An 11,857-nucleotide genomic window follows, 5' to 3' on the forward strand; every position below is an offset into this window, starting at 1 on the left:
AACGGCGACGTCGACATGCAGGCCACCGTGCGACGGGCGCTGCTGAGCCTCGAGTCGGATTTGGACCCCGACCCCGAGCTGTATCTGGAGTCGGCGCGGCACGCCATGACGCTCCTGGATCTGGAGCTGGCCGACCGGCTCGCCACCGCCGCCACCAAATCCGGGGCGCCCGGGGCGGCCGGGGTGCGGGCGATGAACCTGGTGCTGCTGGGACGCGGCGAGCAGGCCGAGGCGGCGTTGCGGGAGATGGCCGCGAGCGACTTGCCCGACGGCCATCACTGGGCGACCGTCCGGGCGGCCAACCTGGTGTGGATGCTGGGCAGGCCCGAAGAAGCTGCGGTGATCCTTGACGGCCTGGCCTCGGGATCCGAGACCCCCGCGCAGCAGGCGGAGCGCTTCGCGGTGCAGGCCTGTCTGGACGCGATAGCGGCCCGCTGCGATTCGGCAACCGAAAAGGCAAGGGCCGCATTGGCTTTCAACGACCTACCGGAGTTTCACGCGATGATGGCGTCGGTGGCCTGGATCATGGCCATGGGAGCCCTCGGCGAGGTCGACGAGCTCGCCGCCGTGGCCGAGCGCGAGCTGGAGCGCTCGATGACGTCGTCTCAGGCGTCCCATCTGCGTTTCTGGTTCGGCGCCGTGTACGGCCGTGCCTGCCGGTTGACCGGACGCATCGACGAATTCGTCAGCACGGCAGAGCAACTGGCGAACTCGGCCCGCGACGTACCCGGTCTGGCCTATGCGAACCTGGTCTTCCTGCTGGGCCACGCCGAGCTGGCCCGCGGGAGAATCGCCGACGCCGCCCGTCTGGTGCACGAGGCGCTCGCCGGTGTGCAAGTACATTCCGTCACAACGGGTTTGCGACCCGCGAGTTACTTCGCGTTGGCCGAGGCGCACGCCAAGCTCGGACAGGCCGTCGACGCGAGTGACGCGGTCGCCTCGGCGCAATCGGTGGTTCCGCCCGGCTATCTGTTCATGCATACCGCGCTGTCGTTGGCCGAGGGATGGTCGCTGGCGGCGAGCGGGCGCTTGAACGAGGCCGTGCTGAGCGTGCAACAGGCCGCCCAACTCGCCCGCGACCGCGGCCAACCCACCCACGAGCTGTCCTGCATTCAGGCCGTGACGCAATGGGGCGATACGTCGTTCGCTACGAGAGCCGCGGAGCTGGCCGCAGCGCTGTCACTGCCGTTGGCGGACGCCATTGCGCTGCATGCACAGAAGCTGCTCGCCTCGGACGGCGAGGGTCTGCTGGAAGCCTCGTCGGCATATCGGCGGATCGGTGACCGGGCGGCGGCCGCCGATGCCGCGGCGCAGGCCGCCGTCGCATTCACCGAAAACCAGCAGCGCAAGCGTGGGCTCTATGCCGCGGCGTTGGCGAGCGAACTGGCGGACGAATGCGGGGGCTTGTGCACACCGGCGCTGCGCACCCCGGCGGGCCTGAAGTTGTCGGGGCGCCAACGAGACGTCGTCGAGCTCGTGGTGGCCGGTCTGTCCAACCGCGACATCGCCGAGAAGCTGGTGATGTCGGTGCGCACCGTGGAGGGCCACGTATACCGGGCCTGCCAGCGGGTGGGAGCCCAGTCCCGCGAGGAGCTGGCGTCGATCGTCAGGTCGGGACGCGGCGACCAGTCCCGCTGACACCTCTCGGTGAATCGAGTAGCCGACTACGCATGTGTACGAGGCGGAGTCGGCAATACCGTGCCTTCAGACGAAGGAGTTGGCATGGTCGAGATGCTGGACAGACCCGAAGTCGGATCGCTCGCGCTGGCGCCGAAGAACCCGTTGCCGTACTGGCGGAAGATCAAGGCGGCGCGGTCCTACATCGATGGCTTTCAGGAGCTGTTCGATGCCGGCGGCCCGATCACCCGAATCGCGTTCGGCCCCAAGCGCCTGTTACCGGAGGCGGTGTTGATCGCCACCCCGCAGGGCGCCCGTGATCTGTTGGGCCGCACCGACGCAATTGCCGACCGCGGCCAGGTCAAGTCGATGGTCGAGATGCGCGCCCTCATGGGTGGCAACCTACTGAATCTTCCGCACGAACGATGGCTGCCGAGGCGCCGCGCGCTGCAGCCGATGTTCACCAAGCAGCACGTCACCCGTTACGCGGGACACCTTGCCGGGGCCGCGCAAAGCGTCGTCGACGGTTGGCGTGACGGCGCGTTCTTCGACCTGGACAGCGAGTGCCGCAAGCTGACATTGCGGGCGCTCGGCCGCTCGGTCCTCGGACTGGACCTCGACGAGCGTGCCGACGAGATCGGTTGGGCCCTAAGGACTTCGTTGGGGTGGGTGGCCGACCGTGCGGCGCGGCCGGTCAACGCGCCGCGCTGGGTGCCCACCAAAGGTCAGCGCGATGCGCGTCGGGCCAACGCGACACTGCACCGCCTGGCCGCCGAAATCCTTCGCGAGGTACGCGCGGACGCAAACCGGGATGCCCCGCTGGTGCGTGCCCTGATCCAGGCGTTCGATGAAGAAACCCACCGCCCGTTGACCGACGACGAAATCTGTCATGAACTGGTGCTTTTCATGCTCGCGGGACACGACACCACGTCGACGACGCTGTGCTACGCGCTGTGGTCGTTGGGCCACGACCGCGGCCTGCAGGAGCAGGTGCGCGCCGAGGTCGCCGCGCTGGGCGATCGGCCCCTGACTCCCGACGATGTGTCCGACCTCGCGCTCACCGTGCGTGTCCTGCACGAGGCCCTGCGGCTGTGCCCGCCCGCTGCCGGGACCGTGCGTTCGCCCACCCGCGACCTCGTCGTAGACGGCTACCGCGTCGAGGCGAAATCCTTTGCTGTGGTGAGCTTTTACGCGCTACACCGCGATCCCGCGCTGTGGGAGGACCCGCTGCGGTTCGATCCGGACCGCTTCCTGCCGGAGCGGTCGAAGGGCCGAAGCCGTTGGCAGTACCTGCCATTCGGTGGCGGACCACGCTCATGCATCGGCGATCACTTCGCGATGCTCGAGGCCACGCTCGCGCTCGCCACCGTCGTGCGGGCGTCGGAGATCGAATCGCTCGACATGGACTTCCCGCTTGAGACGCCGTTCACCGTGGTGGCCGCGCGACCCATTCGGGCCCGGGTGCTGGGTGTGCGAGCACCGGCGTCGGTGCGGCTGGCTGCAGGCGTTTAAGCCCCTAAACGCCGAGCAGCCGCACCGACGCCCACAGCGCGACGACCGCCACCGCCAGTGCCGCGGGCACGGTGCACAGGCCCAGCAAAGTGTATTCGCCGACACCGGCCTCGACATTGTGCTGGCGTAGCACGCGGCGCCACAACAGATTCGACAGCGACCCGACGTAGGTCAGGTTGGGTCCGATGTTGACCCCGAGTAGTACCGCCAGGATGGCCACCGGCCCGCTGGATACCACCAGCGGCAGCAGCACCAGCGTCGCCGGCAGGTTGTTGACGACGTTGGCCAGCACAGCGGCAACGGCGGCGATAGCGAGCAGTGCGGGCAGGTTCGCCCCGTGCGGCAACACCTTGGACATCGCGCTGTCGATGCCGTTGCGCATGACCGCCTGCACCACCACGCCGAGCGCCAGAACGAACACCAGAAAGGACACGCTCGCCGAACGCGCGATCTCCACCACGGTCGTGTGTCCACGGCGCAGGCTGCGCACCGCCAGCACGCAGGCGCCGGCCAGTGCCACCCACGCCGGAGCAACCCCGACCGACTGCGCGACAGTGAATCCCGCCAGCGTCAGCCCCACCACGACCAGGACGAAGACCGGCGGCCGCGGTGCCGGCCCGGATTCTTCGGGCTGGGGTGTGACGCGCAGATCCGAAGCGAAAAACAAGCGGAACGCCACGTACACCACCGCCACCGCGGCCAGCCACGGCAACGCCATCACCAGGGTGAACTTGGTGAATGAAATGCGGGCCAGGTGAAACGCCAGCAGGTTGGTCAGATTCGACACCGGCAGCAGCAGCGAGGCGGCGTTGGCCAGGTGGGCCGTGGCATAGGCGTAGGGCCGCACTGGCGTTCGCAACCGCCGGACGGTGGCCAGTATCACCGGCGTCAGCAGCACCACGGTGGCGTCCAGGCTGAGCACGGCGGTGATTGTCGAGGCGATGATGAACACCTGCCGGAGCAGCCCGTGCGAACCGACACGCACCCGCGCGATGGCCGCGCCCGCGGCCTCGAACAGGCCCTCGTCGTCGCACAGCTTGGCCAGCACCAGCACCGCGCCCAAAAACGCGACCACGCCCGACAAGTCGGCCACCTGGGCGGCCGCCTCGTGTGCCGAGATCGCGCCGATCCCGATGAGGATGGCGGCGGCGGGCACCGCCGCGACCGCCTCCGGCCAGCCCCGGGGACGCGCGACCGCGAAACCGAGCACGGCCGCAAGCAACAACAGCGCAACGGTCAGCATCAAAATTCAGAAAGCCTTACTTCCACGGGTTCTCGCGCCGCCACACGGTCGGCAGATGCAGCGCGACACCATCCTGGGTGGCCAACTCGTCGAGGATGCGAATCGAAAAGTCCAAGTCGTCGCCCGCATAGGGCAAGGCCCGTAACGGTTTTGACAGCGGGCGGAAGAAATCATCCCAATGGATGAGCAGCACCCGGCGCGCCCCCACCGCACGCACGGTCTCGGTCCAGTAGTCGATCAGGTATGACCGCGGCTGTAGCCCCAACTGTCCGACGGACAGGTAGACGGCGTCGGCCCGGTGGCCCGTCAGTGCGCCCTTGACGAATCCGGCGCTCCCCTGGATCAGCAGGCGCCGGTCGGTGGGGCGGTGATGCACCAGCGTCGACCAGGACTCTCCGCAGCGGTAGGTCGACGCCTTCACGGGCGGGGTGAGCGGGGCGTCGATCACCCCGGGAAACCGGTCGGGTGGACAGTGATGCGACTCCACCAGCGTTACGTCGAAGGCGCCCAACGTGATCGGCTCACCACTGGCGGCCACCACAAGGCGCTCCTCGGGCAGCCCGTAGCCGCGCCCGACGTTGGCCGCGGATTCGCCACCGACCAGGCGCGCTCCCGTGCGGTCGGCGACCAGGGCGGAATCCATCACGTGATCGATGTGGGTATGCACCGGGATGACGGCCTCCAGTTGGGTCACCTGGGCCCGGGCCAGGCAGCCGTCGACCCGCGCGGGCGACGGCGACACCTTGGCGGCGGCGACCTGGGCCAGGCTGGGCCGGGAGAAGTAGCCGTCGGTCAGCAACGCCGACGAGCCGTCGTCTAGCAGCAGCGTCGCCACCCCCATCCACGTCGCCGAAAGCGAATTGACTTCGGCCACAGGCGCATCGAACCTGTCTGCGTATCGCGCGATATCGGGGCGACCGAGTTTCAGGCGCATCAGCAGAACGCCCTGATGTCGGCGCCCGCCGCCTCGAGGCGTTCGCGCACGGCCGTCGCGATCTGCACCGCACCCGGCGAATCACCGTGCACGCAAACCGATTCCACATCCAGGTTGATCTCGGTGCCGTCGATCGCGGTTACCCGCCCCGAGTCCACCATCGCCACCACCCGGTCGGCGATTTCGGCCGGGTCGTGCAGCACCGCTCCGGGGTCACGACGTGACACCAGCTGGCCGTCGGGGCGGTAGGCGCGATCGGCGAAAGCTTCGGCGACAGCCCGCAAACCGTGCTTGGATGCCTCGTCGAAGAACGCCGAGCCCGCCATGCCCAGCACCGGCAGTGTGGCGTCCACCAGGCACACGGCCTGGGCGACGGCGGCGGCCTGCCCGCGGTTGGTCACGATTGTGTTGTATAGCGCCCCATGGGGTTTCACATAGGAAACGGTCGTGCCCGATGCCTGCGCGAGTGCCTGCAACGCGCCGATCTGATACACCACGTCGGCGACGAGGTCCTCGGCGGCGACGTCGATGAAGCGCCTCCCGAACCCGGCCAGGTCGCGGTAGCTCACCTGCGCTCCGATGCGTACCCCTCGCTCGGCGGCCGCGCGGCACACCCGCAGCAGGCCCGCGGGATCTCCCGCATGGAAGCCGCACGCGACGTTGGCGCTCGTGACGATTGCGAGCATCGCGTCGTCGTCACCGAGGCGCCACACGCCAAAGCCCTCGCCCAAGTCGGCGTTGAGGTCGATACCGGCCACCAGCCCAGCTTATTGCGGGACCTTGGCGGCGATCTGTTGGGCAATGTCGACGGCCGAACCACCGGTAAGGAAGTAGGCGCACGTGACGGTGTCGATGGCGACGTTGTTGCGCACGGTCAGCGCGCGCTGGCAGGACCACCCGCGGGCGCCTTCCTGCACTTCCGAGGTGCTCAGCGTGCCGCCGACCTGATGCGTATCGGCCACGGTCCACACCGTTCCGGTCTGGTCCCTCGGCGTGTCGGAGAACTGGCGGTTGGCGCAGGCGGCCCAGCTGCGCACCGAAGAGTCGTACATCGTCTTGGCCTCACGAGCCGTGGGATAGGCGACGACGGCCTGAATGGCGTAATGGTTGCGGTTCCGGGAGCCGTCGTCGCTGTCGTCGAGCCGCTGGCCGCGCATGGCTATCCACCCGGTGCCGGCGTAGACCCTGTCCTGCGCGGGCCCGTCCACGGCCAGGCAGTTGTTGTCGCTGACGCCCGCGCTCCAGTCCCACATGTCGGTGGCGCTGAACCACACCTTCATCGCCCCGGCGTTCAGGGAGGTGTTGACCCGGTCCGGGCCGAGCAGCAGCCCGTCGAGGTCGGATACCGACACCGGGTGCAGGATCCGCGGTCCGGACTTGTCGGCCGGCACCGGTTTGCCGCTGACGGTGGTCGTGCAGCTGATCAACAGCGCGGACGCCGCGATCAACACAAGGGCCGCTGCTTGCCGGCGCACTGCTGCCTCTCCAATTTAGGGGGCCGATCCGTGCGACCAGCTTATGCGGGTAAGCCCCTCGTCGCTGCCTGCACGGCGAGCACGGCCGGTCGGCGCCGTCGGGAATCCATCTCTGTCGACTAGAAGTCGCTTAGGCGTAAACCACGATTAGCTGTAGCCTCACCGAACGTGAGTCCCACTCCGCGCCGGCGTGCGACTCTGGCGTCGTTGGCGGCCGAATTGAAGGTTTCGCGCACCACGATCTCGAACGCCTTCAACCGGCCCGATCAGCTCTCCGCCGACCTTCGCGAACGGGTCCTGGCGACGGCGAAGCGGCTCGGATACGCCGGGCCTGACCCGGTTGCGCGATCACTGCGGACCCGCAAGGCGGGAGCGGTCGGGTTGGTGATGGCCGAGCCGCTGACCTATTTCTTCAGCGATCCGGCGGCACGGGATTTCGTGACGGGGGTCGCGCAATCCTGTGAAGCGGTGGGGCAGGGGCTGCTGTTGGTGGCGGTCGGCGGAAGCCAGCGTCTCGAAGACGGAACGGCCGCGGTGCTGGCCGCCGGCGTGGACGGCTTCGTGGTGTATTCGGTATGCGACGACGACCCGTACCTGCAGGTGGTGTTGCAGCGCCGGTTGCCGATCGTGGTGGTCGACCAGCCCAAGAACCTCTCGGGTGTGTCCAGGGTGGGCATCGACGATCGGGCGGTGATGCGCGAGCTCGCCGACTACGTCCTCGGCCTCGGGCATCGCGAAATCGGGCTGCTGACTATGCGGTTGGGCCGCGATCGCCGGCAAGGGCTGGCGGACGCCGACCGGCTGCGGTCACCGGCCTTCGATGTGCAGCGTGAGCGCATCATCGGCGTATGGGAGGCGATGGCGGCCGCCGGTGTCGATCCGGATTCGCTGACGGTGGTGGAAAGCTACGAACACCTGCCGGAGTCCGGCGGCACCGCCGCCAAGGCGGCCCTGGAGGCGAATCCGCGGATCACCGCACTGATGTGCACGGCAGACATCCTGGCCCTGTCGGCGATGGATTACCTGCGGGCACACGGGATTTATGTGCCCGGGCAGATGAGCGTCACCGGGTTCGACGGTGTGCCCGAGGCGATCAGCCGCGGACTGACCACGGTGTCGCAGCCGAGCCTGCAGAAGGGCCGTCGCGCCGGGGAACTGTTGCTGAGCCCGCCACGCTCGGGCCTGCCGGTCGTCGAGCATTTGGAGACCGAGCTGATTCGCGGCCGCACAACCGGGCCGCCGGCCTGAGCTCCGCTAGTTGGATTCGTGGTTGCCGATCAGCAGCCGGACGGCCAGATCGAGCCGTTTGCTGACGTCGGTGGCTGAGGCTCGGCGGGTGAGCCAGGCCAGCAGGTTCGACAGCCAGACGTCCGAGATCACCCGGGCGATGTGGTACTGGTCCTCGGTCGGCTCGCCGTCGGCCATCGCCCGCGCGAACATGCTGTCGATGAGCTTCTCGACCTGGTCGACCTCGCTGGCCGCCGACGCGTCGGCGAAGACGTAGGCACGCGTCATCGCCTCGGTGAGCAGCGGGTTGCGCTGCATCGCGCGGTTCAGCTTGCCCACCATGAAGTTCAGCCGCTGAAACGGCGTCGCGCCGGCGACAGAGGAGCGGTCGGTCTTCGCGTCGATGCGGCTGAACTCCCGGCCCAGTGCGGATACCAGCAGGTGCACCTTCGACGGGAAATACCGGTACAAGGTGCCGACGGCGACGTCGGCGCGGTCCGCGACGGCCCGCATCTGAACCGCCTCATAGCCACCTTTGGACGCGATGGCCATGGTGGCGTCGAGGATCCGCTTGCGCCGTTCCCGCTGCGCCTCCGACCCGAGCTCGGACTCAGCCAGTACCGCCACGTTCAAGACCTCGCGCGGCTGCGAGTCAGAAACGCTGCTCGGATTGGTGTTGGCTGGCATGTGACGGGTTGCTCCTGTTCCGGATTGCTCGTATGCAAACGATACGCACGCTGAGTGTGAATCTTTCACCTCACCTGCCGCCGGGACAACCTCGTGTGCTGCTGCGATGACGTTCGACTTGACGGTCGATCGCTGGCACTATTAGAACACGTTCTAGTCTGCGATGAGGCGGGTTGCGCAGCGACCCGAGCCGAGCAGGAGCCGAAATTAGGACGCGGAGGTCCCAAGGGTGGTAGCGACCGTCACCGACGAGCAATTCGCCGCGCGCGCCCTGGTGCGCGACTGGGCCCGCAATTCGACCTCGGGGCCGGGCGGGACCAAGGCGATCCGTGAGGTCGAACAAGGCAGCGCCGACGCGTGGCGGCCGGTCTTCGAAAAGCTGGCCGACCTGGGGATATTCGGTGTCGCCATTCCGGAGGACCGTGGCGGGGCCGGCGGCAGCATCGAGGACCTGTGCGCGATGGTCGAAGAGGCGGCCAAGGCGCTGATACCTGGACCGGTCGCGACCACCGCGCTGGCCACCGTGGTGCTTTCCGAGACCGAGTCCGACGCCGAACTGCTGGGGGCGCTGGCTTCGGGCCAACGCTTCGCGGGGCTGGCGCTTGAAGGCGACGTGCGGTTCGACGCCGACGCGTCGCGCGCGTCGGGCAACCTCCCGCTGGCGCTGGGCGCCGCCGAGGGCGGGGTGCTGCTGTTGCCCGCCGACGGGAAGTGGCTGCTGGTCGACACGGCCGCTGAAGGCGTGCAGATCGAGCCGCTGCGGGCCACCGACTTCTCCCGGCCGCTGGCCCGGGTGGTGCTGGACTCCGCGCCGGCCACCGTGATCGCGGACTCGGAGCGCCGCGTCGAGGAACTCGCCGCGACCGTGCTGGCGGCCGAGGCGGCCGGCGTGACCCGGTGGTCGCTTCAGACCGCCGTCGACTACGCCAAGGTGCGCGAGCAATTCGGCAAGCCGATCGGGAGTTTCCAGGCAATCAAACACCTGTGTGCTGAGATGCTGTGCCGCGCCGAGCAGGCCGAGGTGGCCGCGGCCGACGCCGCCCGCGCCGCGGCGGAATCGGATTGCGATCAGCTCGCCATCGCCGCCGCGTTGGCCGCCAGCACGTGCATCGCGGCTGCGAAAGCCAACGTCAAGGACTGCATCCAGGTGCTCGGCGGCATCGGCTGCACGTGGGAGCACGACGCGCATCTGTACCTGCGCCGGGCCCACAGCATCGGCAGATTCCTCGGCGGCGTCGAGCGCTGGTTGCGCCGGGTCACCGCGCTGACGCAGGCAGGTGTGCGACGCCGACTCGGCATCGACCTGACCGAGGTCGAGGGTCTGCGGCCGGAAATCGCCGCCGTCGTTGCCCAGATCGCCGAGCTGCCGCAGGAGAAGCGGCAGCAGGCGCTGGCCGAGGCCGGGCTGCAGGCGCCGCACTGGCCGGCGCCGTACGGCCGCGGCGCGTCGCCGGCCGAGCAGCTGTTGATCGATCAGGAGATGGCTTCCGCCGGCGTGGTGCGTCCGGATCTGGTGATCGGCTGGTGGGCGGCGCCGACGATCCTCGAGCACGGCACCCCCGAACAGATCGAGCAGTTCGTGCCCGGCACAACCAGCGGCGAATTCCTCTGGTGTCAGCTGTTTTCCGAGCCGGGCGCCGGCTCGGACCTGGCCTCGTTGCGCACCAAGGCCGTCCGGAGCCCCGACTCTCAAGGCTGGCTGCTGACCGGGCAGAAGGTGTGGACGTCCGCGGCACACAAGGCTCGCTGGGGTGTGTGCCTGGCGCGCACCGATCCGGACGCGCCGAAACACAAAGGCATCACCTACTTTTTGGTGGAGATGAGCTCACCAGGCATCGAAATCCGCCCGCTTCGTGAGATCACCGGCGACTCGCTGTTCAACGAAGTGTTCCTGGACAACGTGTTCGTTCCCGACGAGATGGTCGTCGGCAAGGTCAACGATGGCTGGCGGCTGGCCCGCACGACGCTGGCCAACGAGCGGATCGCAATGGCTTCCGGTACGGCACTTGGCAATCCGATGGAGGAGCTGCTCAGGGTGCTGGCCGAGATCGAACTCGACGCCGCCCAGCAAGACCGGTTGGGACGGCTGATCGTCACCACCCAGGGCGGTGCGCTGCTGGATCAGCGCATCGCCCAGCTGGCGGTCGGCGGGCAGGACCCCGGCGCGCAGTCCAGCGTGCGCAAGCTCATCGGTGTGCGCTACCGGCAGGCGTTGGCCGAATTCATGATGGATGTGTCCGAGGGCGGCGGCCTGGTGCACAATCAAGCCGTCTTCGACTTCCTCAACACCCGCTGCCTCACGATTGCCGGTGGCACCGAACAGATTCTGCTCACGGTCGCAGCCGAGCGGCTTCTCGGGTTACCCCGCTAGCGGCGGCGGCGAAATCCCGAGCGCGGCAAAGACATTAGGAGAACGTCGTCACCGCGCACGTGCTCGGCGAGGTGATGTTGACGCCGGGGTAGACCACCTGGATATGCGTGCAGGCGATGACGTTGTTGTCGGTCTTGGGTTGCCCTGTCTGCCAATCGGTGGAGTCGATGCGTCCGGTCGTCTGGTATTTGTCCGGCGGGCCCTCACCGAAGTAGACGGTGGTGATCTCGTCGGAACCCATCGACTTCATCACCCGCTCGTACTGTCCGTTGGCGTGCGCGTCCAGGTAGGCCAGCCGATTCGACGACCGGATCTCGGTGGTTTGCCGGGCCCACAGGCCGGGCGGGAAGCCGGTCACGCCATCGGGAGTCAGCATGTCGGCCGCGGCCGTGAAGTCGCAGTGGCCATCGCCTTTGAAGCAATTGAGGATGGCGCGCGTCTCCAGCTGATTGGGACCGTCCAACGGGAACGTCGTGGTGGCGGTGTTGCTCGTCGCCGCAGCGACGCCGGCCGGCAGGAACATCGGCATCGCCGCGACGACTGCGAGCCCCGTCACCAGCCGCATCATCGACGTTCCCTTTCCCGCAAAAGTTGACTTCAAGGGTGAACCTAGCCCGTGACTACTCGTCGTAGGTGACTTCTACCGAATCAGATTCGGGATGAGATTGACAGGCCAGGATGAGGCCCTCGTCGAGATCCTGTTGCTCGAGCACGTCGTTGACCTCCATGCTCACCTTGCCGCCGCGCAGGGTGCACGCACACGCGCCGCAGTGACCCTCACGGCAGGAGAA

General features: G+C 68.1%; 11 protein-coding genes. 4 read left to right on the forward strand and 7 right to left on the reverse strand.

All coding sequences use genetic code 11. From position 1 onward, the window contains the following. On the forward strand, positions 1 to 1,638 hold a 1,638-nt coding region (locus JOZ00_RS12835), incomplete at its 5' end, for a helix-turn-helix transcriptional regulator (protein ID WP_293344332.1). A gap of 84 nt (positions 1,639 to 1,722) precedes the next feature. Beyond that, the gene (locus JOZ00_RS12840; RefSeq protein ID WP_293344333.1) at positions 1,723 to 3,129 is read left to right on the forward strand and encodes a cytochrome P450; all 1,407 of its coding nucleotides are present in this window, start codon (positions 1,723 to 1,725) and stop codon (positions 3,127 to 3,129) included. A gap of 4 nt (positions 3,130 to 3,133) precedes the next feature. On the opposite strand, the gene JOZ00_RS12845 is transcribed toward JOZ00_RS12840, so the two are convergent. Genes JOZ00_RS12845 through JOZ00_RS12860 form a run of 4 tightly spaced genes read right to left on the reverse strand, consistent with a single transcriptional unit; the run spans position 3,134 to position 6,781 of the window. After that, positions 3,134 to 4,375, reverse strand: coding sequence for an SLC13 family permease (locus JOZ00_RS12845; protein ID WP_293344334.1), 1,242 nt, complete (start codon positions 4,373 to 4,375; stop codon positions 3,134 to 3,136). A 13-nt stretch (positions 4,376 to 4,388) separates the two neighbouring features. Beyond that, positions 4,389 to 5,306: an MBL fold metallo-hydrolase gene (locus tag JOZ00_RS12850; protein ID WP_293344335.1), complete on the reverse strand. Its 918-nt coding sequence runs from the start codon at positions 5,304 to 5,306 to the stop codon at positions 4,389 to 4,391. Beyond that, complete coding sequence (locus JOZ00_RS12855) at positions 5,306 to 6,064, reverse strand: 5-oxoprolinase subunit PxpA (protein ID WP_293344336.1); 759 nt, start codon at positions 6,062 to 6,064, stop codon at positions 5,306 to 5,308. Before JOZ00_RS12855 ends, JOZ00_RS12850 begins: the two co-directional genes overlap by 1 nt. 9 nt (positions 6,065 to 6,073) lie before the next feature. After that, positions 6,074 to 6,781 (reverse strand): sensor domain-containing protein, encoded by a 708-nt coding sequence (locus tag JOZ00_RS12860; RefSeq protein WP_293344337.1) that lies wholly within the window; start codon positions 6,779 to 6,781, stop codon positions 6,074 to 6,076. Positions 6,782 to 6,949: 168 nt separating this feature from the next. On the opposite strand from JOZ00_RS12860, the gene JOZ00_RS12865 reads away from it, so the two are divergent. Further along, positions 6,950 to 8,029 (forward strand): LacI family DNA-binding transcriptional regulator, encoded by a 1,080-nt coding sequence (locus tag JOZ00_RS12865; protein WP_293344338.1) that lies wholly within the window; start codon positions 6,950 to 6,952, stop codon positions 8,027 to 8,029. 6 nt (positions 8,030 to 8,035) lie between these two features. Here JOZ00_RS12865 and kstR read toward each other — a convergent pair whose 3' ends face one another. Continuing rightward, positions 8,036 to 8,635, reverse strand: a complete 600-nt coding sequence (gene kstR, locus JOZ00_RS12870; protein ID WP_293344339.1) for a cholesterol catabolism transcriptional regulator KstR — start codon at positions 8,633 to 8,635, stop codon at positions 8,036 to 8,038. Between the two features lie 289 nt (positions 8,636 to 8,924). Here kstR and JOZ00_RS12875 point away from each other — a divergent pair, with 289 nt between their 5' ends. Beyond that, positions 8,925 to 11,066, forward strand: coding sequence for an acyl-CoA dehydrogenase (locus tag JOZ00_RS12875; RefSeq protein WP_293344340.1), 2,142 nt, complete (start codon positions 8,925 to 8,927; stop codon positions 11,064 to 11,066). Positions 11,067 to 11,100: 34 nt separating this feature from the next. Here the strand turns inward: JOZ00_RS12875 and JOZ00_RS12880 are convergent, their stop codons facing one another. Together JOZ00_RS12880 and JOZ00_RS12885 are read right to left on the reverse strand one after the other, a co-directional pair. Beyond that, positions 11,101 to 11,634: a hypothetical protein gene (locus JOZ00_RS12880; RefSeq protein WP_293344341.1), complete on the reverse strand. Its 534-nt coding sequence runs from the start codon at positions 11,632 to 11,634 to the stop codon at positions 11,101 to 11,103. Between the two features lie 52 nt (positions 11,635 to 11,686). Then, the coding region (locus JOZ00_RS12885) for a 2Fe-2S iron-sulfur cluster binding domain-containing protein (protein ID WP_293344342.1) at positions 11,687 to 11,857 on the reverse strand (171 nt) is incomplete at its 5' end.

Origin of the sequence: Mycobacterium sp., from assembly GCF_019243155.1 — a bacterium.
In the GTDB taxonomy this organism is placed as follows: Bacteria; Actinomycetota; Actinomycetes; order Mycobacteriales; family Mycobacteriaceae; genus Mycobacterium.

Excerpts from the sequence above, each read along its gene's own strand:
- JOZ00_RS12850 (WP_293344335.1), bottom strand. The coding sequence starts at position 5,306 with ATGCGCCTGAAACTCGGTCGCCCCGATATCGCGCGATACGCAGACAGG.
- JOZ00_RS12840 (WP_293344333.1), top strand. The coding sequence starts at position 1,723 with ATGGTCGAGATGCTGGACAGACCCGAAGTCGGATCGCTCGCGCTGGCG.
- JOZ00_RS12880 (WP_293344341.1), bottom strand. The coding sequence starts at position 11,634 with ATGATGCGGCTGGTGACGGGGCTCGCAGTCGTCGCGGCGATGCCGATG.